The sequence below is a fragment of the Pseudoalteromonas prydzensis genome (assembly GCF_001661495.1).
GTDB lineage: Bacteria > Pseudomonadota > Gammaproteobacteria > Enterobacterales > Alteromonadaceae > Pseudoalteromonas > Pseudoalteromonas prydzensis.
Genome location: NZ_BDDT01000006.1, coordinates 166949 through 191649, shown reverse-complemented (window position 1 = coordinate 191649; position 24701 = coordinate 166949). Strand labels below are relative to the sequence as shown.

The following is a 24701-nucleotide window of genomic DNA, read 5'->3' as shown; positions in this document are numbered from 1 at the left end:
ATAATGTCAATGCTTTACAATAGAGTCTGTTACTATTTTTGGTTTGTGTTATTACTCAATATTAATAGCGTATCGGCAACAGAAAACCTGCATATTGCGGTTGCCAGTAACTTTAAAGCCCCTTTAGAGCAACTTTTAAATAAAGCCCCTTTTGCTGATGAAATTGAAATAACCCTGTCAGCTGGCGCAAGTGGTGTATTGTATTCGCAAATAATTCATGGTGCGCCTTTTGATATGTTTCTTTCAGCAGATGCTAAAAGGCCGGCATTACTAAAGCAACAAGACCTAATTATTAAGGAGAGTATTCATACTTATGCAACGGGAGTATTGGCACTTTGGCAACCTGAATTAAATTCGTCAAACTCTTATATAGCGATAGCTAATCCTCGCTCTTCACCTTATGGCGAAGCTGCAAAATATTATAACGACCGTTATCTTAAAACCAACTTATCATTTGTACTGGCGCATAATATTACGCAGGCATTTCAGTTTGTAGACAGCGGCAATGCGGGGCAGGGCATTGTTGCTTTGGCTAGTTTAAAAGCTGCGTATCAGCAACACGCTAATGATAAATATTTAGCATATACGCAGCTCCCTTATCAGCAGTACCCAGCCATAACGCAACAAGTTGTGGTGTTAAAATCAACTGACAATTTAGCTGCCGCTAATAAGGTACTGAGTTATTTACTCTCCCCCGCAGTGCAAAGTGAGATCACAGAACTCGGCTATCAAAAGGCCTGTAGCCAATGCTAGAGACAGACTTTACAGCATTATTTTTGACTGTGAAATTAGCGGTTATAACCTCCTTATTATTGCTGATTATTTGTTTTCCAATTGCTTGGCTATTATCAAACTACAGAGGTCGTTTGAAACCGTATTTTGAAGCGGTCATTGCGCTACCTTTAGTTTTACCGCCAACATTGCTTGGCTTTTATTTGCTGGTGGCTTTTTCACCTAATACAATTTTAGGGGAGTTTTGGCAAAGCCTGACGGGTCATCAGTTAGCTTTTAGCTTTTCAGGGATTGTGCTTGGCTCACTCATTTACTCACTGCCTTTTGTTATGCAACCTTTATTGGTTGGTTTTAGCCAAGTAAATAGTCAATATAACAGCGCGGCGATTGCGCTTGGTTTTAGTGCGAGAAAGCGGTTTTTCTATTTATTGATCCCGTTACTCAAAAGTACAATTTTAAGTGCTTTTTCGCTTGGGTTTGCCCATACACTTGGCGAGTTTGGTTTAGTGCTTATGATCGGCGGCAATATACCCGGTGAAACACAAGTTGTTTCAATTGCTTTATATGATCACGTTGAAGCACTTAACTATCAAGCCGCCCATGAGTTATCACTGATTTTATTTGCAATTTCATTTATCTGCCTAGTTTTACTGTTTAAGTTTAATAGATCAAACCTTGGCTTTAGAGGCGCTAATGCTACAAGTTAATATTAATCAGCCACTTGAAAACTTTGTTTTAGATGTAGAGTTTGCAGTTGAACAGGGCATTATTGTTGGTGTTTATGGTCCATCTGGTGCAGGAAAATCGAGTTTATTAGCTGCAATTAGTGGTATTAGTACTGGGCAGTCTATTATTAATAACCAGCTAAATTTAGCAACGCTTGCACCAGATAAACGCGGTATTTGCTTACAATTGCAAGCGTGTCCGTTGTTCCCCCATTTAAATGTGCAGGGAAATTTAAATTTTGCCTATAAGCATCGCCCTAAAAATAATAATCAATTAATGATCGACGAGATTGTCTCGTTACTAGGTGTTGCAGACTTGCTAAACCGTGAGGTTGGCAGCTTATCCGGTGGAGAGCAGCAACGAATTGTTTTTGCTAGAACTTTATTGCTTGGCCAAAATATTATTTTGTTAGATGAGCCTTTTTCTGCACTAGATTGGCAAAAAAAACAGCGGTTACTCTCGGCAATTAAATACTTAGCAAAAAATAAAAAGATTACCTTTATTATTGTCAGTCACTCTCTGAAAGAGCTTAGTTATTGCGCTGATAAACTACTGCAATTAAGCCGAGGAAAAATAATTCGATTTGGCGATACAGATATTATTAGCCAACATATTAATAATGAGCAAGGTACTACACATTTTAGTTTTATTAACTTTCAACAACCGAGCCCATTACCTGAGTATAACTTAACAAAAGTCACGCTTAGCCAAAGCCAACAAGTACTTTATATCAATCAGTTTGATGATCGAAACAACTATAAAATTTGTATAAACGCAAATGACATCAGTGTTAGCACAGCGCCTGAAAAAAATAGCAGCTGCATCAATACTCTGCACTGTACGTTTGTGGGTTGTCAGCTGCAGCAGCATGAAGCGCTACTGTATCTTGATGTTGATGGGCAAACATTATTGTGTAGTCTCAACCCGCTGGCATGGCAGCAGTTGGCGATAACGACAGGACAAACCTTGTATGCACAACCGCATGCAATTTAGTACGCTATTTTGCACCGATACAGCACATTAACATTCCCTTAATAGTGCAACAGGCCTGCTTTAGATAATTTTAAATCCCTACCATATTGAAATAATTGAAAATAATTATGTGGCTCATAATTTGCTCGCCCTTACCTGCTTTTAACTTACTTAGAACTAAAAAATAGTATTAAAAGTATTTTAAGATTTTATTCTAATAAAAATAGCGTCAGGAGCGTGTCGTATGCAGCAAACTACAGGATTCAATTTATTATCATTTCGGGGCAAGATGAAAGTGCTCCATCTTAGTTGGATGGTTTTTTTCGTGTCATTCTTTGTCTGGTTTAATCATGCACCGATGTTAGGTGCAATAGCCAGTTCATTGGGTATCAGTATGAGTGAAGTTAAAACCTTATTGATTTTGAATGTCGCATTAACGATACCAGCACGGGTGGTGGTGGGTATGCTCACCGATAAATATGGCCCGCGCATTGTTTATTCGGCATTACTTATTACCTGTAGTATTCCGTGTTTTATGTTTGCTGCGGCTACGACCTTTGAACAAGCTGCAATTGCCCGTTTTGCGCTGGGTTTTATCGGAGCTGGCTTTGTGGTGGGCATTCGCATGGTTAGTGAATGGTTTCCTGCTAATGAACTTGGCATAGCCGAAGGTATTTATGGTGGTTGGGGTAACTTTGGCTCAGCTGCCGCTGCGATGTCATTGCCTGCGATTGCACTGCTATTTGGCGGTGATGATGGCTGGCGTTATGCGATTGCTGTAACTGGGGTAATTAGCATCCTATTTGGGCTAATTTGGTTTTTTAATGTTAGCGATACCCCAAAAGGGGCAACCTATTTTAAACCGAAAAAAATTGGCGCAATGGAAGTAACCAGTAAAGGCGATTTTGTCTTACTGTTGATCATGAAAATTCCTATGTATGCGGCATTGGCATTACTAAGTTGGAAACTTTCGCCAAGTGGTGCCAATCTTATATCAGCTAACTTTGTGCTAGGCGTATATGTTGTTCTTATTTCACTTTATGTTTATGAAGTATATAAAACCTACGATATCAATAAAGCTATTTTTAAGCATCCTGTCCCAGAGTCACAGCGTTATGAGTTTAAACAAGTAGCGGTGTTGAATATTTTATATTTTACAACGTTTGGCTCAGAGTTGGCGGTTATTTCTATGTTGCCGTTATTTTTTAGTGAGGTTTTTGGTCTGGATATGGTTTATGCCGGATTACTCGCCTCTGCGTATGCTTTTATGAATCTCGCATCGCGCCCAGGTGGTGGTTGGATCTCTGATAAACTCGGACGTAGAATTACCTTAATCGTGCTAACCATGGGTCTAGCAGTAGGTTATTTTGTTATGGGGCTAGTTGATGCAAGTTGGCCGCTTTGGTTAGCGGTTGTGGCTGCAATGGCGTGCTCGTTCTTTGTGCAAGCCGGTGAAGGCGCTGTTTTTGCGGCGGTGCCACTTATTAAGCGTCGCTTAACTGGGCAAATTGCCGGTATGACAGGGGCTTATGGTAACGTAGGGGCGGTGGTGTATTTAACGGTATTATCAATGGTTGATTATCAAACCTTCTTTTTTGTTATCGCAGGCAGTGCGTTAGTGGGACTGATAGCGTTAATGTTTATGCAAGAACCGAAGGGCCATATCACAGAAGTGAATGAAGACGGCTCGGTTGAATTAATTTCTGTCACATAAGGCAAATTAGATGATAGCTGAAACCGCCAAAGCGAGCAGCCAAGTTAATAAACGGACTGTAAATATGCATGCTAAAAATGAGCTACAGGTGTCATTTGGTGGTCATTCAGCGCCAGGCAATAAAGCCGATAATCAAGACGCTTTTGCAGCCCTGCATACCAAAGGTCATGACCGTGATTACAAAGGTATTGTTGCGTGTATTGCGGATGGCTGTTCAAGCGCTAAATTCGCCAAAGAAGCGGCTAATTTAGCGGTCAGTCACTTTATTAATGAATATTTAGCTACCGAGCCTAGTTGGTCGGTAAAAAAATCAGTATCAAAAGTGCTGGCGAGTTTAAATTTGTGGCTTTATTCGCAAACACCGACTAATAGTCAACAAATGCACCGTCAAGCCCACTGGATGACTACGTTTACTGCACTGATTTTAAAATCAACCAGTGGCTTTATTTTCCATTTGGGTGATACGCGTGTTGCGCAATTACGCGATGGTGAACTCACTCAATTAACCCGTGATCATAAAGTTAATCAACATTTAACCAAGGCCTTAGGGGCAGAGTTACACCAAGAAGTTGATGTTTATCAGTTTGAAATAAAACAGCATGATATTTATGTATTGAGCTGTGATGGTGTGCACGATTTTGTCACTCAAACACAGATTATTGAGTGTATTAATAGTCATAATGATCTTGAAGCTGCGGCTAAAGCTATCACGCAGCGCGCGATTGCCCAAGGCAGTGATGACAATGTGAGTTGTTTACTGGTAAAAGTGCAGCAGATCCCCAAAAAATGTTTAGATGAACGATATCGCGATCTCACTAAACGTAAAATCCCAGCGGTATTGCAGGTTGGTCAGCAACTTGATCAGTACACAGTACTTCGGCAAATATACGCCAGTACGCGATCACATATTTACTTAGTGCAAAGTAACGAGTATGCCGCACCGGTAGTATTAAAAACGCCCTCGATAAACTTCGCAGACGACCTTCATTACTTGCAAGGATTTATGCGGGAAGGGTGGGTTGGCCAGCGTATTAACCATCCCAATGTTATGAAAGTCCTTAATACTGCCGATGACAGTGATTTTTTATATCATATTTGTGAATATATGGATGGCCAAACTCTAAGACAGTGGCTAGCAGACACGCCCGATCCACAAATAAGCCAAGTGCGAAACATTGCTTTGCAAATGGTTCAAGCGTTGCGAGCTTTTCAGCGTCTTGACATGGTGCATCGTGATTTAAAACCAGATAACGTCATGATTGATGCGCATGGTAAAGTCACCTTGATTGATTACGGCACCGTAAAAATTGCTGCTATGCATGATGATATTAATCAAATAGTGGATGAGTGTCCGCAAGGTACGCTTGGTTACACAGCGCCAGAAACACTGGTTACTTTAAACGCCGATTTTAAAAGTGACTTGTTTTCACTTGCAGTGATTATCTACGAGCTATTATCTGGGCAGTTACCGTATAAATCGTTATCTTCTGTTCAACAAGCACCTTCAGGTAGTACTCTTTGGCATTATCGCAGTATTCGTGACTATCGTAGTGATATCCCATTTTGGTTTGACCAAACGTTAATGAAAGCCACAGCGGTAAAGCCTGAGCATCGCTATAGTTCATTTTCAGAGTTTATTAACGATCTCAATACCCCAAACTCACAGCTGAGTATCACGCCAATAGATAAACCTGGTTTTTATCAGCGTAATCCCGTGATGGTATGGCAAGTGATCGCTATTTGTTTATTCCTTTGCTTACTCACGGTGCTTATCATTAAATAACAACGCAGTATCACTGTGGTGCAAGCAATGGATCGTCGTGGTGCTGTACCTAGCTTTTAATATTTATTTAAAATTTAAGTTGTTGTATATATTGAATTTAAATGTTTGGTATGGCCCTTGCTTTAATTGCTAATAACAATAAATATATAGCAAGTAGGGTGAACTGATGAACCACAAACAACGAGTCGTTGTCGTCGGTAATGGAATGGTTGGGCATCATTTCGTGGAGCAAATTACCAGCCTTATAAACCCTAGTTCAGATGCTGAAGTGACAGTACTCAGTGGTGAAGAGCGTTTAGCTTACGATAGAGTGCATTTATCAGAATTTTTTGCTGGCAAAACAGCCGATGACCTTGCGCTAACAAACGAGCAAATATATGCGGATTGGCAAGTGCGTTTTTACACCAATGCAAAAGTCACTCATATAAACCGGGAAAAGCAGCAAGTAACGACCAGTGAAGGCGCAATCTTTGATTATGACAAGCTGGTACTGGCAACTGGCTCATTTCCTTTCGTACCGCCTATCCCAGGCAAAGACCGTGAACATTGCTTAGTGTATCGCACCATTGCTGATTTAAATGCGATTAAACACTCTGCCAGCAGCAGTAAAGTGGGGGTGGTGATTGGTGGTGGTTTACTCGGTTTAGAAGCGGCGAATGCGCTGAAGCAGTTGGGTCTTGAAACTCATGTTGTAGAGTTTGCCCCGCAATTAATGGGCGTACAAGTTGATGGCGGCGGCGGGCGATTACTGAAAGATAAAATTAGCGCATTAGGTGTGCAGGTTCATACCTCGATGGCCACAGAAGAAATTGTCGATGGAGATAGCTGTCGCTACAAAATGTGCTTTAAAGGTGGTGAAACGCTAGAAACCGATCTTATTTTATTTTCAGCGGGTATCCGTCCCTATGATAATTTAGCCCGAGAATTTGATTTAGCTGTTGGTGAGCGTGGTGGCATTGTTATTAATGATCATTGCCAAACATCAGATCAAAATATTTATGCTATTGGCGAATGTGCGCTGTGGAGTAACTTTATCTTTGGTTTAGTGGCACCGGGTTACGCTATGGCGAAAATTGCTGCTAAACATATTTTGTCTAGTCATAGTGATTGTGCATTTACTGGTGCTGATATGAGCACCAAATTAAAACTAATGGGCGTTGAAGTAGGCTCAATTGGTGACGCTCATGGGCGGACGCAGGATGCTCGTAGTTATGTTTTTGATGATCAACTCAGCGGTGTTTACAAAAAAATAGTCACTGATCCAGCCGGTACCCGTTTGATTGGTGCAGTATTGGTGGGTGATACCAGCGATTATGACAACTTACTGCAATATCACTTGAACGATTTGGCACTTAGTGTTGCCCCTGAATCACTTATTTTCCCGCTGGCCCCGACAGCAGATACGATTTCAATTGCTGATTTACCTGCTGAAGCAATGATCTGCAGTTGTCACCAAGTAACTAAACACACGATTGAACAAGCCGTGTTAGCCGGCGCCATCGATTTAGTGGGTGTACAAACAGTCACTAAAGCCTGCACTGGCTGTGGCAGCTGCAAAAGCCGAGTAAATTGCATTATCGAACACTGTGTAACCGAACACAGCTTAGCCGTCACTCAAGCAGAGCCTAAGCGACTCAGTGATAGCGCATTGATCCCCGTAACCGAACTTGCATAAGAGAGCGCCATGACCACTTTAAAAGAGAGTTTAATTCAAACAACATGTGCGTATTGTGGTGTAGGCTGTGGCGTTGATGTTGCCTTAGCGGGCAATCAACCGACACAGCTAGAAGGGATGCCTGAGCATCCGGCAAACTACGGCCGGTTATGCGTAAAAGGCACCCATTTATTAGATACAATTAGCAACGAGAATCGCCTTAGCGCACCAGAAATTAACAATAAACAAGTAAGCTGGTCTGAGGCGAGTGATTACGTGGCGAGTGAATTCAGCAAAATAATTGCCGAGCACGGCCCAGATGCGGTGGCTTTTTATGTTTCTGGGCAGTTGTTAACCGAAGATTATTACATCGCCAATAAATTCATGAAAGGTTATATTGGTTCGGCCAACATTGATACCAATTCACGCTTGTGTATGTCTTCTGCGGTGGCGGGTTATAAACGCGCTTTTGGTGAAGATGTAGTGCCTTGTGATTATGAAGACTTAGAGCACACTGAACTGCTTATTTTAATTGGCTCTAATGCGGCATGGACACATCCTGTGTTATATCAGCGCATCGCACGAGCAAAGCGCATGAACCCAACCATGAAAGTGGTGGTTATCGATCCAAGACGCACCGATAGCGCAGAGCTGGCCGATAGGTTTTTACAACTAAAGCCAGGCACAGATGCCGCACTGTATAACGGTTTATTACGTTACTTAGCGGATAACCAACTGCTTGATGATGATTTTATTGCAAAGCACACCGATGATTTTGCAACTGCATTAGCAGCAACGCAGTCATGGACGATAGATGAGGTTGCCAGCTATTGTGAACTAAGTCGCCACGAAGTTAGCCAATTTTATAGCGAGTTTGCCACTAGCGCCTCAGCCATTAGCTTTTACTCAATGGGCATTAATCAATCATCGTCAGGGGTTGATAAATGTAATGCGATTATTAATGCCCATTTAGCGTCAGGGAAGTTATTAAAAACAGGCTCTGGGCCGTTTTCTATCACAGGTCAACCCAATGCCATGGGCGGACGCGAAGTGGGTGGGTTGGCAAATCAGCTTGCTGCGCACTTAGACATTGAAAATGAGCAGCATCAATCATTAGTAAAGCGTTTTTGGCAATCACCGACTATCGCCACTCAAGCAGGCGCGAAAGCGCTGGATATGTTTGATGCGATCCGCGCTGGTAAAATCAAAGCGGTGTGGATCATGGCGACCAATCCGATGGTTAGCCTACCAAATACCGATGCAATAGCTGAAGCACTGAAAGCCTGTGAACTGGTGGTGGTATCGGATTGCGTGGCAAGTAACGACACCCTTGATTATGCCCATGTCAAACTACCCAGCACTGGTTGGGGAGAAAAAGAAGGCACCGTGACCAATTCAGAGCGCCGTATTTCTCGCCAAAGAGCAATTATCGCGCCGTTCGCTGGCGCAAAAAACGATTGGCAAATACTCTGTGATGTCGCAAAAAAAATGGGTTTCAGTGGATTTGATTTTACCCAGCCAAGTGAAATTTTTGATGAGTGGGCGCGATTAACAAGCTTTGAGAATAACGGGTCACGACAGCTTAATTTATCTGCTTTAGCGGGCATGAGCAGTCGCGAATATAATGCCTTGAGGCCTATCCAATGGCCCTGTATTAAAGGCGATAACTACCAACACGGGCAAGTGTTCAGCCAAAATCAATTCAGCACAACGAATAAAAAAGCGCGTTTTATTGCCATTACGCCGCAACTCCCTAAGCAAGTTACCTCAAGTGAATATCCGTTAGTGATGAATTCTGGGCGTATTCGCGACCAATGGCATACCATGACTCGTACGGGCAAATCTGCAACGCTTTCAACCCATATTACGCGTCCTTATATTGAGCTTCATCCGAAGGATGCTAGTCGGCTTGGCATCAACAATGATGATTTAGTTCGAGCGCAGTCAAAGGTGGGCGAAGTAATAGCGAATGCCAAAATTACCGACTCACTCAGAGCGGGTGAATGTTTTATGCCGATCCATTGGAATCAGCAATTTGCCTCATCAGCTAATGTTGGCAAATTATATTCGTCCATTGCTGATCCTATTTCAGGTCAACCAGAAACGAAGTTTACGGCCATAAAGCTGCAACCGGTAGAGTTTAGCCAATATATGGATGTATTTGTTAATAAGCAAAGTAACTGCCAGGCTGATCTAACGGCGCAAAGTGATTATTGGTTAAAAGTTAATGCCAGTAATTGCAGCCAATATCAGCTCGCATTTAACGATGTTATCGCAGATGCACTTTACTGGTGCCAACAAAGCAGTGGCATAAAAGGGCAGTGGTCAGGTTTTTATGAAGGCGCTACGCAACGTATTCAATGTATTGCCAATGGTCGATTAGTGTTTGTGGCGATGGTAACGAATGAGCAAGTAACCACATCAATTGAGTGGATCAATCACTTGTTTAGCCAATCGGCACTGAACTTTGCACAACTGCAGTCATTATTAACGGCCACACCTGACGAAGAGTTTAGCCAAGGGCGACAAATTTGTAGCTGCTTTAAAGTCAGAGAAAAGCCAATTGTTGATGCCATAAAAGCGGGGACGCATCGGGTTGATGAACTGGGCTTGCAGTTACAGTGCGGGACTAATTGTGGCTCATGTAAAACTGAATTAAGTCAGCTCATTAAGCGCCATGCTGTGATTGCTCAAGGGCAGCAAATTGATGTGCTGGTCACGGTGTAGTTGTTATGCCAAAGCAGATGTATATAAAAATAATAAGTAGAACAATTTATGCGTGAAGACAACTATCAACTTGAAGATAAATTTGGACGCCGTTTTAATTATTTAAGACTCTCGATTACTGATGTCTGTAATTTTAGTTGTAGTTATTGCTTACCGAATGGTTATCAGTGTGATACGCCGCGTGAGTTCTTGACACAAGCAGAAATTACTACTGTAGTGAGTGCTTTTGCCAAGTTAGGCACTAAAAAAATTCGCTTAACGGGCGGCGAGCCATGCCTACGTAAAGATTTGCCAGAGATCATCAAACGCTGTAAAGCGACTAGCGGAATTAGCGAAGTCGCGCTGACAACCAACGGTTTTAACTTATTAAATAATGTTGATGAATATAAAGCCGCTGGACTTGATGCCATTAATGTCAGTATCGACAGCTTAGATCCGAAAATGTTTCAACTAATAACTGGCCACGACAAGCTACAACATATTTTAAACGGCATTGCACGAGCTCAGCAGATTGGCATTAAGCGTATTAAAGTTAATGCCGTATTGGCGAAAGCATTTAATCATAACCAGCTAAAAGATTACCTTGCTTGGATAAAGCACCAGAGAGTAACAGTGCGCTTTATTGAATTGATGGAAACCGGTAATGGCACGCAATTTTTTGAACAAAATCATTTAAGTGGCCAAGGCGTTAAAGATAGTTTGCTAGCAGCAGGCTGGTTACAAGTCGTAAAGGGCACGTTGAATGGTCCTGCGCAAGAATTTTGGCATCCCGATTATCAAGGCCGTATTGGCTTGATCATGCCTTACAGCAAAGATTTCTGCCAAAGCTGTAATCGTTTGCGTGTTTCGGCGCTGGGTAAATTACATTTGTGTTTATTTGCTGATCAAGGTATCGACTTACGCAGTGCATTAAATAGTTGTACCACTGAACACGCCGCTGAGCAAACGATTAAACTGATCCGCAGCGCCATGAGTAACAAAACCATTAGTCACGAGCTTGATAAGCGCTTAACGGGCGCAACTAAGCATTTAGCGATGTTAGGGGGATAGAGCAATGGCTGTGACTGGGTTAGTGCTCGCTGGTGGTAAATCTTCACGCATGAAAACCAATAAGGCCGAGCTGCTGTTTGGCGATAAAACCTTGCAGCAACACAGTGTTGATTTATTGCACAGCGTTGGGCTTAGTGAGGTATTGATCAGTCGCAACGGTTGCCCAAATTATCTAGCTGATATATATCCAAATAAAGGGCCTCTTGGGGGAATTTACAGCGCCCTTAAACACACTAAGAACGATTTACTGGTCGTGGCGATTGATATGCCATTACTCAATGGCGCGTTATTAACACGCTTAGTTAATTTTTATCAGCATAAAATGCACACTGAAACCATGAATTTAGTGCATTTTAGTGACTTTCCATTACCCATTTACATTAAAAATAATCAAGTGACACAGGACTATTTATTTTCTGTGCTCAGTGTAACTGACAGTAACTTATCGATTAAACAGTTTATAAAAACATGCCAAGGTGAGTCGCTTGAAAGCGCACAAACCGACGCATTTAGTAATATTAATACCCCAGTGCAATACAACCAATTATGTAAGGCGCACGGTATTAAAGAATTGAATCAATTAATTTATTAAAAAGAAGTAATAAAATTATGGCTAATACAACAGATAACAGCGTGGTCAATATTGCGGTTTTAACCGTCAGTGATACTCGCAATGAAAATACTGATACTTCAGGACATTATCTAGTGCAAGCTTTACAAGATGCTGGGCATCAATTGCTTGATAAAAAAATCGTTAAAGATGATGTATATCAAATGCGGGCAATTGCCTCGCAATGGATTGCAGATGAAACTATTCAAGCCATTTTAGTCACCGGTGGCACAGGGTTTACTGAGCGAGACTCAACGCCTGAAGCAATGCTGCCGTTATTTGATAAAACGGTCGACGGATTTGGCGAGCTATTTAGACATATTTCATACAGTGAAATTGGCAGCTCGACCATTCAATCTCGGGCGCTTGCGGGACTTGCAAACAACACCGTTATTTTTTGCATGCCAGGTTCAACGGGAGCGTGCAAAACTGCGTGGACGGGCATTATTGAGCAGCAATTAAGCGCAACATTTAAGCCATGTAATTTTGTGCCACATATTAGTGTTGGCAGTCGCTGTGCAACTAGGGGTTAAACATGTTAAGTCATATTGATGAACACGGCCAAGCGAATATGGTTGATGTTTCACTAAAACAAATCACCACCCGAGAAGCGATTGCGCAAGGGATGATATCGATGTCGAAAGAAGCTTTTTCACAGGTAGTGGCCAATGAGAATAAAAAAGGTGATGTCATCGGGGTTGCACGTATTGCGGGTATTCAAGCAGCAAAGAAATGCGCTGATCTTATCCCGCTGTGCCATCCGTTGGCGTTGACCAAAGTGGCCGTTGATTTTGAGCTAGACGAGCAAGACTGCATTATAAAAATAACCAGCTTATGTAAACTCTCAGGCAAAACTGGAGTTGAAATGGAAGCGCTTAGCGCAGTATCAGTTGCCGCACTGACATTATTTGATATGTGCAAAGCCGCTGATCCGGATATGGAAATTCACTCTATTCGGGTGATAAAAAAATCAGGAGGTAAACATGGTGACTGGCAACGACGCTGAGCAAGTAAAGCTATTGTTTTTTGGTCAACTAAAAGAGCGCTTACAATGCGCAAGTTATAATTTAGCTATTAAGCAACCGCTTTCAATTAAACAATTAAAATCGCATTTGATTAGCTTACAGCCTAGTTGGCAAGCAGCGCTTAATAATGACTTACTGATAGCGGCAGTGAATCAGCAAATAGCGCAACAGCAAGCGATTGTTAAAGGGGGTGATGAAGTAGCTTTTTTCCCACCCGTAACAGGTGGCTAATGAGTATTGAAATAACCATCAGCCATGATGATTTTGACATTGCAGTACTGCATGATGCACTGCAAATAGGTAATGTGCAGCAAGGCGCAGTGGTTACTTTTACAGGTTTAGTGAGAGAATTCAGTCATGGCGATAACGTGGTGGCACTGGAGCTTGAGCATTACCCACAAATGACCGAACAACTACTGTTAAGCATTGCAGAGCAAGCTCAAAACCGTTGGCAACTGGGCAGAATTAGCATTTATCATCGAATTGGTTATCTCCCCCTTGGCGAGCAAATTGTATTTGTGGGCGTGAGTAGCAAACACCGGCAAAGTGCCTTTGATGGTGCGCAATTTATTATGGATTATTTAAAAACCCAAGCCACGTTTTGGAAAAAAGAACATTTCAGTCATTCTTCGCAGTGGGTTGAATTTAAAGCCAGTGATGTACAGGCACAACAAAAATGGGCCGCGGATTGAAACCATACACAACAAAACAGTTCGCAGTCATCTATCAGCGTAAATTTATATACCGTGGTTGTTATTTTGTCCTATAACGTGATTACCAATCGTTTTGGGATGTAACAACAAGTTCATTTTATAACATTTGCAATAAGTTATTTACATGAACATGATTTAGTGGAAGTATATTACGCTGTAATATACGCCGTTTTGGCGGTTATAATCCCGCCAAATTGGATCGAATAAACGTTATGCCGTAGCGACTATTAATTAAATATAGGTGAAGAAATGAAAAGGATTTTAATCGGTGCGTTGCTCGTTGTGATACAAGGATGTGCGAATGTACCTAAGGACACCGGGCAATTACCCCCAGCACCTTGTATCGGTAGCACTGTGATTGCAGGCGATTTAGGTAACCAATTTAAGCAGGTTCAAGACTCCGCGCTTCTTGCTCAGGCAATCGGTGAGCCCTTAAAGGGCAAGTTATGTCAGGGTACTGTTTATGAAAGTACAGATGAGGTGACAATCTATCGTGCATGGAACAGTACAAACCCGCAGAGTGAGTTTGGTCAGTGGTGGTCATTTCAATTCCCGTCAGGAAATACAGCCAAATATAGAGAAGACTATGAAATTTGTTATCAATGGTCACCGCTTGATAAGTTGGTGAAATGTACCTTGAAGGCAGGAACGAAAGTTGTTGTAGGTAATGGTCAAAGCGCCCAATGCTCAGAATATCTAAGTTATCCAGTTTCGCAGCAGCAACAAGTTTTTATCACGAATGCATCTGATGCTGTCGAGAGTTGTGAAGGCTACGATAGTGTGATGAGTTGGAAATAGGATTACATTAGCCACAGCATACAAAGCATTTATGGGGACATCCAAACACTTGCTTAACGATGGCAAGCGTTTGGCACAGCTAATGCTGTGTTTCGGTTTTTAAAGGAGTAAGGCGTTTGAATTCAATTAGGAAGATAATATTAATTAGTTTGTTTTTACCATTTGCTGCTCTCGCCGAAGGTAAAATTGGCATTGTCGCAGGTGTGTCTGTTGATGGATTCTTTAGTCCTGAAATAACCGAGTTTAAAATTGATAACGTTCAGTCTGGATCCCCTGCAGAAAAAGCTGGAATTAAAGCTGGTCAATTGGTTATTGAACTGGATGGTTGCAAAATCCCAGGCTGCCCAGCGGATAAAGCTAAAAAACTAATGGCTAAAGAAACAGGTGAAATATTACCATTACTAGTTAAAAACTTAGATGGTAGTGAGGTTTTGTTAAAAATTCATGTCGGTGAGTAAAAAGCTAACACATATGAGCCTTTAGCCAATAGGCATTATTGTTCTTTTTGACCGTTTATGGTGAACTCTAAATCACTAAACAAAGTCGTTTATTGCGTTGCCGGCTAGGTCTTTTTCTTAAAGCCACTTCGATCATCATAGCGAGTTTGCAGCGCTTAATATTCTACTTAATCTACCAGCGTAATTATTTGCTCTGCGACTTTATGTAAACTGATGTGGTTATCCATTGCTTGTTTTTGTAACTTCTTATGCGCTTGGGCTTCTGTTAATTTTAATTGTTCAATCAAAATAAACTTAGCCTGGTTAATGACTTTTTGTTCATTGATGACGTTTCTGGCTTCACTGAGCGCATTATTTATTAGTTTTATATGCTGACTTTGCTCGGCTATCAAATCATACATGGTTTTATTTGCAGCGAGTTTTTCGGCGGCAATATTGGTGTTGGTATAACCATTTAGCTCTGCAGATAAAAGGGTCGCGGTGGTTGATATACTAAAATCAGGACTGTCTTTAGTAATTATAGCCAGTGTGCCTTGATGAGTGTCTAAACTTTGTTTTGCTGCAACAATTTGCTCTTTAGCCGCTGCTATCAAACGTTTAGAAATTTGTTGTTCTATTTGATGCATGATATCGATTCTTGCAGTTGCTACGTCAAACCAGACTTCACTGAGCTGTGACAGTTCTTGGTTATTGTTTGGCGCTAATTGTTGTAGCATAGTGCGTAATTTGTCTATTTCTTGGTTTGACTCATCCTGTAACAGTAGCTTGTAGCTTGCTATGAGTTGCTCATCGGCATATTGGCTAAAAAATTCAAAGCTGGTTTGTTGGTTGTGTTGAAAATGGCTTAACAATGCTTTTTGTTCGGTATCAAATTTATTACTGGCAAAAGCCATTGCACCATATGCACGCTCTTGTCCTGCGTATTCTTTGCCTTGCATAAAGTTAAAATAAGCAACTAACAGGCGGGTGATCACAGGATCACTGGCACCATCCGCGGTTTCTAAAAATACATTTAATAAACTGCTAATTATTTGCGTAAAAGACTGCGTCGATTGACTCGCACTGAGTGCTTGCTTGGCTACCTTTTCACGTAAGGAATAAAGTGTATCAAGGGATTGCAGGCTGATAGTTATTAAATTATATAAGCGGCTATTACCAACCCCAGGTTTTGTACATAAATAAGTTTGCGCAAGTGATTCAAACAAGGCTTGTTGTAATACATCAGAATGTTTTATTTGCTGTTGTAGTTGCTGTTCAAAAAGCGTTCTGTTTGAGGCGAGGTAAATATTACTCATCGCACGCTCTTTTTGTAGTTGATGCACAAACTGGCCGAGTTTAATCAGGTTGTAACAACTTTTTTGTAATTGTTCTAACGCATGGATCTCTTCGTATTTAGCGGCTAATAGAAATTTTTTAGTAAGCGAATTATTGTGAGCCATAGATAGTTATTTTTGTGTTGTTATTTATGCTAACTCTGCAACCTTCATTCCAGTTAAAAATAAATCACAAATTTATTAAAGATAAAATTAAATTCATTAAATTACAGTGACTTGATAGCAAAGTGAGCGTTTGTGAATTATTGCAAGTCAAGTGGATAGCCTGCAGTGGTGTATTTTGGTGCATGCAGTGCACTGCTAAGATGCTTAAAGTGCGCTTGCTCAGTTTTTTTCTCCTGTAGGTGAGAGCAAGCGCGCGTATGATTTGTTTTAATAGGCGTTAAACGCCATAGGCTGTGACATTTAATAACTCGGGACTAATTGGCATAGTGTGATTGATAACCTCACCGATAATAATCAGCGTAGGGCCATGGATCGCCTCTGATGAGGGGATTTTAGATACTTTCTCCAAGGTTGATGTATTAACGCGCTGCTCTAAGGTGGTTGCTTGCTCAACCAGCGCGATGGGGGTATTTTTCGGCCAACCGACCGAAACCAGCCCCGACACCAACTGCTCTAATCTATTTAATCCCATATAAACCACCAGTGTGGAATTATCACCATTAGGCATGTGACGATATTTATGCCAATCAGGTTGTTTTTTAGGATCGCTAAATTGAGCCGTCATAAAGGTAATACTTGCTGCTACATGGCGTTTAGTGAGTGGAATACCGGTATAAGCGGACGTGGCGCATGCGGTTGTTACACCGGGTATAATGGCGAACTTTATGGCAGCTTGTTGGAGTGCTTCAGCTTCTTCACAAATACGTGCAAAAATACTCGGATCACCGCCTTTTAAACGCACCACGGTAAGGCCTTGCTGAGCAAACTTAACTAGTTGTTGGCAAATTTGCGGTTGCGTCATTGAGTGTTTGCCAGCGCGTTTACCAACAAATACGCGTTTACAGCTGGCTGGTAGTGAGGTAATGAGTTCATCTGCCACCAGCCAATCATATAAAACCACATCTGCGCTGTTTAATATACGCTGTGCTTTTACGGTAATAAGTTCAGGATCGCCAGGGCCTGCGCCGATCAGATATACTTGGCCAGTTTTATTGTTACGATTTTGGCCAGTGCTGTATCGAGTCAAAATATTATCAAGCCAGTTATTCTCTATCCTTGAAAAATATGAAAATACGCTCATAGTTATCTCACTTTTTAACTGACCGAGCTAGCTGCTAGTACTGGCTGGCTACTAATAAAAACCTGATCGTGTTCTACTTTTGCTTTATAGACAGGTACGCGAATTGTTTCTGCTTCTAAGCATTGACCGGTTTTTAGGCAAAAATGCTGTTTATACAATGGCGAAGCGACAACTAACTGTGCTTGCAGTGAGCCGACAATCCCTCTGGCTAACACATTTGCTTTGCCGATTGGGTCAAAGTTACTAATAGCAAATACGGACTGTTTATCGTTAGGAACATAGAACACGGCAACTTGTTGATTCTTAACTTGTGCGCAGATCCCACTATTTAAAACGAGATCATTTAATGTACCAATTTTATACCAAGACATCTTCTTGCTCCTGTGTAATTTCTGTTACTGCGATAGGGCGCTGCTGTGCGTATTTAAGGGCACTTTTTTCAGCTTCAGTCGCGGGGCGAATTTGATTTCGCTCCTGTACAAATACAATGTTTTCATCAGTATCTGGGCTATTCACAAATTGACGGAAGCGCTTAACTGCATTTGGATCTTCAATTGTGCGCAGCCACTCACATGCATAGGTGTTAGTGATATGCGCCATTTGTTGTTCAAGCTCTGCACAAATACCTAAGCTGTCATCAATCACCACTTGGCGTAAATATTCTAAGCCGCCTTCAAGATTCTCAAGCCATACCGAGGTACGTTGTAGCTTGTCAGCAGTATTAACGTAAAACATTAAAATACGGTCGATATAGGTGATTAAAGTGGTGGTGTCTAAGTCAGTTGCAAATAAGTCTGCGTGACGTGGACGCATGCCACCATTACCACAGACATACAGGTTCCAACCACTTTCGGTTGCAATAATGCCGATATCTTTACTTTGCGCCTCAGCGCATTCACGGGTACATCCTGACACGGCCATTTTTATTTTATGCGGGGAGCGTAAGCCTTTGTATCGATCTTCAATAGCAATGGCTTGACCAACACTGTCTTGAACGCCATAACGACACCATGTGCTGCCAACGCAAGACTTAACGGTACGTAATGATTTTCCATAAGCGTGGCCGGTTTCAAACCCTGCGGCTATCAGCTTTTGCCAAATAACAGGCAGTTGCTCAAGACGTGCGCCAAATAAATCAATGCGTTGGCCGCCAGTCACTTTACAATATAGATTAAATTCTTTGGCGACTTCACCCAGTACAATCAGCTTCTCAGCGGTCACCTCGCCACCGGCAATACGCGGTACCACGGAATATGAACCATCTTTTTGCATATTAGCTAAGTAGTTGTCATTGGTATCTTGTAGGCTGACATGTTGCTCACTCAGGATATAGTCATTCCATGTTGAAGCTAAAATTGAACCCACAGCCGGTTTACATATCTCACAACCATGGCCTTCACCATGACTTTTAAGCAGCTCAGCGAATGTTTTGATTTTCTCTACTTTAACAAGGTGTAATAGTTCTTGGCGAGAATAAGCGAAGTGTTCACATAGATGGTTATTTACCTCAACGCCACGCTCGGCAAGTTCAGCATCGACCACTGATTTAAGTAATGCGGTACAGCCGCCACAACCGGTGCTGGCTTTAGTGCAGGTTTTTACTGCGCCAAGTTCGTTTGCGCCATTATCGATAGCGCTGATAATGTCACTTTTACAGACGTTGTGGCATGAGCAGATAGTGGCTGTATCGGGTAGGGCACTGCTTGACAGTGTTGGCGCGCCGCCTGCGCTGTCTGGTAAAATCAGGCATTCAGGATGTTCTGGCAGCGCCATATCATTGAGCATATACTGGAGCAGTGTGTCATAGTCGCTGGTGTCACCAACCAACACTGCGCCCAGTAACTTATCACCGCTTTCGTTGAGGACGATTTTTTTATAGCAATCACGAATTGGATCTTGATATATCAGTTCCTTCGCATTGGCTGTCGCTCCATGCGCATCGCCAATAGATCCTACTTCAACACCTAATAACTTAAGCTTGGTGCTCATATCGGCGCCGTTAAATTGAAGGTCGCCACCTGACAACTGACTTGCTGCAACCCGTGCCATATTGTAGCCAGGGGCGACTAAACCAAATAATTTTTTATCCCATAATGCGCATTCACCAATCGCAAAAATATCTTTATTAGACGTTTGGCATGCGTTATTGATCACGATTCCACCGCGCTCACCTAAAGTAAGCCCCGCTTTATTCCCTAGGGTATCGTATGGGCGAATACCTGCTGAGAACAACACTAAATCGGTCTCTAAGTGGCTACCATCAGCAAAATTTAAGCGGTAACGACACTGCTCACCAGCAACTATCTCACTAGTTGCTTTACCTGTGTGCACGCTAACACCTAAGTTTTCGATTTTATTTCTGAGTAATTTCCCTCCTTGCTGATCAAGTTGAACCGCCATTAACTGTGGCGCAAACTCGACAACATGGGTATTTAAACCGAGTTGTTTTAATGCGTTCGCAGCTTCTAAGCCCAGTAAACCACCACCAATTACAACGCCTACCTTACTATCATTCGCACACTTTTTTATTTGTTCTAAGTCTTCTAGGGTGCGATAGACTAAGCAGTGGGATTGATCATTGCCTTTAATGGGTGGTACGAAAGGGTACGAGCCGGTTGCTAACACTAATTTATCATAGTCATAGATTGTGCCATTAGCAGTGGTGAGCTGCTTTTGCGTAGCGTCAATATGCTCAACCCACTGACTTGTATGCACAGTAATATTGAGTTTTTGGTAGTTTTCATGTGTCGTTAACGCTAGATCAGCAGCGGTTTTACCATTAAACACACTTGATAAATAGACCCGATCGTAGGCAAGATTTGCTTCACCACACAATACCGTGATCTGCGCATGCTGATCGCTACCACGCATTTGCTCAACAAAATGGTGCCCCACCATGCCATTGCCAATAACGAGAATTTTCTGTGGCATTTGTTTTTTCCTTCATGCTGACGGTTTAAATTTTGGCAATAAAAAAGCCCGCCACAGTAAACCGTTCGGTTAGTGTGTGCGGGCTTCGTTGCCATTACTGCAAAAGCAGTTTTATTTTTATATACCTAACTAAGCAATATCATTGCCATGTTTTTATCCAATTGTTTTTATTAATAATTGTTTTTTATGAGAGGTGTGAGCTTTATTGAATGTGTTACGATGGTGCAGTAAAGGCACATTAACAGTGCAACTTCCTTGCTGTTAATTCTGTCGCAACATAAAAGCCTATTGCTAATAATTAACTACAGCGATGATTTGAACTATTAATCTTTGGAGCGGGTGATCAAGAGTAGGTAGTGCTTTTTCTTTAGGTTTTATATTTAGGATTGGTACGACTGAGTGGATTTGAACCACTGACCTTTGGACCGGGTGATCAAGAGTAGGTAGTGCTTTTTCTTTAGGTTTTTATATTTAGGATTGGTACGACTGAGTGGATTCGAACCACTGACCTTTGGACCGGGTGATCAAGAGTAGGTAGTGCTTTTTCTTTAGGTTTTATATTTAGGATTGGTACGACTGAGTGGATTTGAACCACTGACCTTTGGACCGGGTGATCAAGAGTAGGTAGTGCTTTTTCTTTAGGTTTTTATATTTAGGATTGGTACGACTGAGTGGATTCGAACCACTGACCTTTGGACCGGGTGATCAAGAGTAGGTAGTGCTTTTTCTTTAGGTTTTATATTTAGGATTGGTACGACTGAGTGGATTCGAACCACCGACCTTTGGACCGGGTGATCAAGAGTGGGTAGTGCTCTTTCTTCTTAATGTTTTTTTATTCATTAATTGGTACGACTGAGTGGATTCGAACCACCGACCTTTGGACCGGGTGATCAAGAGTAGGTAGTGCTTTTTCTTTAGGTTTTTATATTTAGGATTGGTACGACTGAGTGGATTCGAACCACCGACCTTTGGACCGGGTGATCAAGAGTGGGTAGTGCTCTTTCTTCTTAATGTTTTTTTATTCATTAATTGGTACGACTGAGTGGATTCGAACCACCGACCTTTGGACCGGGTGATCAAGAGTAGGTAGTGCTTTTTCTTTAGGTTTTTATATTTAGGATTGGTACGACTGAGTGGATTCGAACCACCGACCTTTGGACCGGGTGATCAAGAGTGGGTAGTGCTCTTTCTTCTTAATGTTTTTTTATTCATTAATTGGTACGACTGAGTGGATTCGAACCACTGACCTTTGGACCGGGTGATCAAGAGTAGGTAGTGCTTTTTCTTTAGGTTTTTATATTTAGGATTGGTACGACTGAGTGGATTCGAACCACCGACCCCTACCATGTCAAGGTAGTGCTCTAACCAACTGAGCTACAGTCGTACAATAGTGAGTTCTTAAATATAATTTATTCTTATGATTTTGAATAAATTTGGTACGACCGAGTGGATTCGAACCACTGACCTTTGGACCGGGTGATCAAGAGTAGGTAGTGCTTTTTCCTTCGATGGTACTTTTATTTAATTTTTTACTTAAATTTGGTACGACCGAGTGGATTCGAACCACCGACCCCTACCATGTCAAGGTAGTGCTCTAACCAACTGAGCTACGGTCGTATCATAAATTTAAGTTGTGTTAATTACTTAACAACGGACGCTAATATATAGCGTGCGCCTGAGTGAATCAAGCTCGTTTATGCATTTTTGGTTTGTTTGCCGTTTTTTTATTCATATTGGGCTGATTTCACACGTTTTATAAAACGTTTGCCACCAAGTGACGTGCGTTTTTGATGAATCTTTGAATGCAGTGAGCAAGTTATTTGGCTGATTTTGCTCAAGCAGTGCAGCAAGCCTAGGTTGATTTATAGTCGTACCGAGCCAAAGCTGTTGATATAGCGGCATCAATCGCTCTAAAGCGCCTGATAGCTGTGCTTGATAGGGTTGTAATTGTGCTAAGTAATACTTTTTAAATACGTTACTGACTATTTGCGCTTGGCGTTTATTTTTTAGTGGGTTACATAGTTCATTAAGCTCAATGCTTGCTAAATAGCGACTGGTACTTTGATTAAAGTATGTTTGTTGACGCACGGCGCTTATCAAAGCTTGATTAAAGTTAAACTGGCGTAGCACCGATAGCAGCGGGTAGAGTGCTTTGCTATCTATTTGTGCGTATTGCTGTTGTATTATTTGCTGCTTTAACGTCAGCAAGTTTTGCAGGGCAATCTCTGTTTCTACAAGGCCAGCTAAGTTTGTATCAAGTGCATAGCTGGTGAGTTGCCAAGTACGTTTTAACTCTGGATCCTTATAAAGTAAGTGGTTGAACTGCTTTAATAGCTGCTGTTTTTTGTTGGCTAGTTCCCGCTTTATTGCGTGATAGCTTTTTGATTCAGGGCTTAATTTATCTAAGCAGCTGGGGGCCAGTTGAATAAACTGGATTTGATAAGCTAGTTGACCGGCTGCGGTGGCAACTTTTCCCAGTTGACTATTATGCTCTGCTATCAGGGTATTAAGTTTACAATGAGATAGTTGCGCTAGCTGTATTATGCTTAATTGTTGTGACTGTATTGACTCATCATTATTGCTAATAGGGGCTAACTTAAGATTAGTGAGTTTTGCTGTCTCTGGAAATGGTTTATCAAGTGCCGTGGCGAGTCGCTGTTGATACTGATCATTAATATCCGTTGCTCTATCGCTACAGGCACTTAATAGTAAATACATTAAGAAAGTAGCAAGGCAAGCAAATCGTTTGTTTTGCTTGCCTTTGCTGTTAGTTATATTAAGCGCTTTTAAGTGGTTCATGTTTGAATCTATTTGCAACGGTTAGCATTAATAAAATAGCAGCAACACTTAAACCAACAATAATACCTACCCAAAAGCCATGTGGTCCCATCGCTGGCACAATCAAATCGGTACGTGCTAAAACAAACCCCAATGAAAAACCAATTAACCAGTAAGATATAAAGGTAATATAGGATATGGGAGCGGTATGTTTTAAACCCCTTAAAATACCGTTGGCGGCTACTTGTAGAGCATCAGGGAGTTGATAAATACAGGCTAAGATCATAATGGATGTTGCCAGTGCGATGACTTGAGCATCATCGGTATAAAGTTGGCTGATGATATCACGACCAAAGAAGGTGATAGCCGCAAGTAGTGCCGCAATGATCATAGCAAGAATATAACTTGTTGAAATTGCTTTTTTTAATTGCTCAAAATGATGCTGGCCGTATAAATTACCAATCCGAATACTGATCGCAATAGATAAGCTCAATGGCATCATAAACAGTAAGGTTGTAACACTGGCAGCAATCTGATGGCCGGCCACCGCAACGGCACCTAAATGCGCAATAAATAATGGGATACAGGCAAATAAAGTGACTTCAAAAAAAGTCGCTAGAGAAATAGGAATGCCGATTTTAGTAATGGTCCACATAGTATTGAGTTGCGGCGCTTTAAAGTTGGCCAACAGGGTTTTGGCATCCACTTTTTTACTCAATTGGCAGTAAATGACTTGTGCAATAGCCATTGCGCTGAAAACCAAAGCCGTGGCAATCCCACAGCCCGCACCGCCTAGTGCTGGCATACCTAGCTTGCCATAAATAAATATGTAATTTGCAGGGATATTGACCGCTAAGCCAATTAAGCTGATATAAAAAGCCGGCTTGGTCATCCCCATGCCTTCGGTGATATTGCGATATACACTGAACACTAAAAAGCCAATGATCCCCCACTTTACAAAGTGAATGTAGTCATAGGCCATATTGGCAATAGCAGGACTGGTATCAAGCTTTAAAATAATAACGTCGGCAAAGTAGGCGATGGATAAGCCGAACACACTTAATACGCCCGCAAGATATAAGCCTTGTTGAAAATAATGGCTGATACCTGCTTTATCGTTTGCACCAGAAAATTGCGCGATAATGCCGGTCAGGGCTAATAAGATACCTTGCAGAGCAAGCATTGCTGGATTCCAAACACCTGTTGCAATTGACAGAGCTGCTAAATCGGTCGGACTGACTTGCCCGGCCATGATGGTGTCAACCACTGACATTAAAACGAGAGTTACTTGTGCTAAAAAAACGGGAATTGCCAGAGAAACTAGCCGTTTGGCTTCCCAACTACAAAAAGTCATATCACTTGCTACGTAAACCGAAGAGGCCACTATTGTAATCGATAAAGCGTAGAATAAAAAATTATAGCGGTGAGTTGAGGCTATTCATTACAGTGC

At 41.7% G+C, this 24701-nt stretch carries 21 protein-coding genes and 2 tRNA genes; 15 read left to right on the top strand and 8 right to left on the bottom strand.

What is annotated here, in order from left to right; translation table 11 throughout:
- Positions 1 to 3 precede the first annotated feature (3 nt).
- From modA to A7968_RS13190, 15 genes are all read left to right on the top strand, one after another.
- On the top strand, positions 4 to 753 hold the full coding sequence (gene modA / locus A7968_RS13260) for a molybdate ABC transporter substrate-binding protein (protein ID WP_064667044.1): 750 nt from the start codon (positions 4 to 6) through the stop codon (positions 751 to 753).
- The gene (gene modB, locus A7968_RS13255; protein ID WP_064667043.1) at positions 747 to 1439 is read left to right on the top strand and encodes a molybdate ABC transporter permease subunit; all 693 of its coding nucleotides are present in this window, start codon (positions 747 to 749) and stop codon (positions 1437 to 1439) included. The genes modA and modB overlap by 7 nt, the downstream gene beginning before the upstream one ends.
- Positions 1426 to 2451 (top strand): ATP-binding cassette domain-containing protein, encoded by a 1026-nt coding sequence (locus A7968_RS13250; protein ID WP_064667042.1) that lies wholly within the window; start codon positions 1426 to 1428, stop codon positions 2449 to 2451. The genes modB and A7968_RS13250 overlap by 14 nt, the downstream gene beginning before the upstream one ends.
- A 223-nt stretch (positions 2452 to 2674) precedes the next feature.
- Positions 2675 to 4144: a NarK family nitrate/nitrite MFS transporter gene (locus A7968_RS13245; RefSeq protein WP_064667041.1), complete on the top strand. Its 1470-nt coding sequence runs from the start codon at positions 2675 to 2677 to the stop codon at positions 4142 to 4144.
- Positions 4145 to 4154: 10 nt separating this feature from the next.
- Positions 4155 to 5927 (top strand): bifunctional protein-serine/threonine kinase/phosphatase, encoded by a 1773-nt coding sequence (locus A7968_RS13240; protein ID WP_084448198.1) that lies wholly within the window; start codon positions 4155 to 4157, stop codon positions 5925 to 5927.
- Between the two features lie 166 nt (positions 5928 to 6093).
- Positions 6094 to 7602 (top strand): FAD-dependent oxidoreductase, encoded by a 1509-nt coding sequence (locus A7968_RS13235; protein ID WP_064667040.1) that lies wholly within the window; start codon positions 6094 to 6096, stop codon positions 7600 to 7602.
- A gap of 9 nt (positions 7603 to 7611) precedes the next feature.
- Positions 7612 to 10308 (top strand): nitrate reductase, encoded by a 2697-nt coding sequence (locus A7968_RS13230; protein WP_064667039.1) that lies wholly within the window; start codon positions 7612 to 7614, stop codon positions 10306 to 10308.
- Between the two features lie 48 nt (positions 10309 to 10356).
- Positions 10357 to 11358 carry a GTP 3',8-cyclase MoaA gene (gene moaA / locus A7968_RS13225; RefSeq protein ID WP_064667038.1) on the top strand — a complete coding sequence of 334 codons (1002 nt, stop codon included), beginning with the start codon at positions 10357 to 10359 and terminating at the stop codon, positions 11356 to 11358.
- 4 nt (positions 11359 to 11362) lie between these two features.
- Entirely contained in the window at positions 11363 to 11950 is a 588-nt protein-coding gene (mobA, locus tag A7968_RS13220) for a molybdenum cofactor guanylyltransferase (RefSeq protein ID WP_064667037.1), read from the top strand.
- A 17-nt stretch (positions 11951 to 11967) separates the two neighbouring features.
- Positions 11968 to 12501, top strand: a complete 534-nt coding sequence (gene moaB / locus A7968_RS13215; protein WP_064667036.1) for a molybdenum cofactor biosynthesis protein B — start codon at positions 11968 to 11970, stop codon at positions 12499 to 12501.
- Positions 12502 to 12503: 2 nt separating this feature from the next.
- Entirely contained in the window at positions 12504 to 12974 is a 471-nt protein-coding gene (gene moaC / locus A7968_RS13210) for a cyclic pyranopterin monophosphate synthase MoaC (RefSeq protein ID WP_064667035.1), read from the top strand.
- A complete protein-coding gene (locus A7968_RS13205; protein WP_064667034.1) occupies positions 12952 to 13224 on the top strand; it encodes a MoaD/ThiS family protein in 273 nt (90 codons plus the stop codon). The genes moaC and A7968_RS13205 overlap by 23 nt, the downstream gene beginning before the upstream one ends.
- Complete coding sequence (locus tag A7968_RS13200) at positions 13224 to 13685, top strand: molybdenum cofactor biosynthesis protein MoaE (RefSeq protein ID WP_064667033.1); 462 nt, start codon at positions 13224 to 13226, stop codon at positions 13683 to 13685. Before A7968_RS13205 ends, A7968_RS13200 begins: the two co-directional genes overlap by 1 nt.
- 270 nt (positions 13686 to 13955) lie before the next feature.
- On the top strand, positions 13956 to 14504 hold the full coding sequence (locus tag A7968_RS13195) for a hypothetical protein (RefSeq protein WP_064667032.1): 549 nt from the start codon (positions 13956 to 13958) through the stop codon (positions 14502 to 14504).
- A gap of 116 nt (positions 14505 to 14620) precedes the next feature.
- The gene (locus A7968_RS13190) at positions 14621 to 14962 is read left to right on the top strand and encodes a PDZ domain-containing protein (protein ID WP_084448197.1); all 342 of its coding nucleotides are present in this window, start codon (positions 14621 to 14623) and stop codon (positions 14960 to 14962) included.
- A gap of 167 nt (positions 14963 to 15129) precedes the next feature.
- On the opposite strand, the gene A7968_RS13185 is transcribed toward A7968_RS13190, so the two are convergent.
- The 8 genes from A7968_RS13185 to A7968_RS13150 all read right to left on the bottom strand — a co-directional run bounded on the left by A7968_RS13185 (position 15130) and on the right by A7968_RS13150 (position 24605).
- Complete coding sequence (locus A7968_RS13185; RefSeq protein WP_064667031.1) at positions 15130 to 16401, bottom strand: nitrate- and nitrite sensing domain-containing protein; 1272 nt, start codon at positions 16399 to 16401, stop codon at positions 15130 to 15132.
- A 277-nt stretch (positions 16402 to 16678) separates the two neighbouring features.
- On the bottom strand, positions 16679 to 17542 hold the full coding sequence (cobA, locus tag A7968_RS13180) for a uroporphyrinogen-III C-methyltransferase (RefSeq protein WP_064667030.1): 864 nt from the start codon (positions 17540 to 17542) through the stop codon (positions 16679 to 16681).
- 14 nt (positions 17543 to 17556) lie between these two features.
- Entirely contained in the window at positions 17557 to 17913 is a 357-nt protein-coding gene (nirD, locus tag A7968_RS13175) for a nitrite reductase small subunit NirD (protein ID WP_064667029.1), read from the bottom strand.
- Positions 17900 to 20473 carry a nitrite reductase large subunit NirB gene (gene nirB / locus A7968_RS13170; protein WP_064667028.1) on the bottom strand — a complete coding sequence of 858 codons (2574 nt, stop codon included), beginning with the start codon at positions 20471 to 20473 and terminating at the stop codon, positions 17900 to 17902. Before nirB ends, nirD begins: the two co-directional genes overlap by 14 nt.
- 1307 nt (positions 20474 to 21780) lie before the next feature.
- Positions 21781 to 21857 (bottom strand) — tRNA-Val (locus tag A7968_RS13165).
- Between the two features lie 156 nt (positions 21858 to 22013).
- Positions 22014 to 22090 (bottom strand) — tRNA-Val (locus A7968_RS13160).
- A 111-nt stretch (positions 22091 to 22201) separates the two neighbouring features.
- Positions 22202 to 23272: a DUF3080 family protein gene (locus A7968_RS13155; protein WP_064667027.1), complete on the bottom strand. Its 1071-nt coding sequence runs from the start codon at positions 23270 to 23272 to the stop codon at positions 22202 to 22204.
- Positions 23250 to 24605 carry an MATE family efflux transporter gene (locus A7968_RS13150; RefSeq protein WP_064667026.1) on the bottom strand — a complete coding sequence of 452 codons (1356 nt, stop codon included), beginning with the start codon at positions 24603 to 24605 and terminating at the stop codon, positions 23250 to 23252. The genes A7968_RS13155 and A7968_RS13150 overlap by 23 nt, the downstream gene beginning before the upstream one ends.
- Between the last annotated feature and the right edge of the window lie 96 nt (positions 24606 to 24701).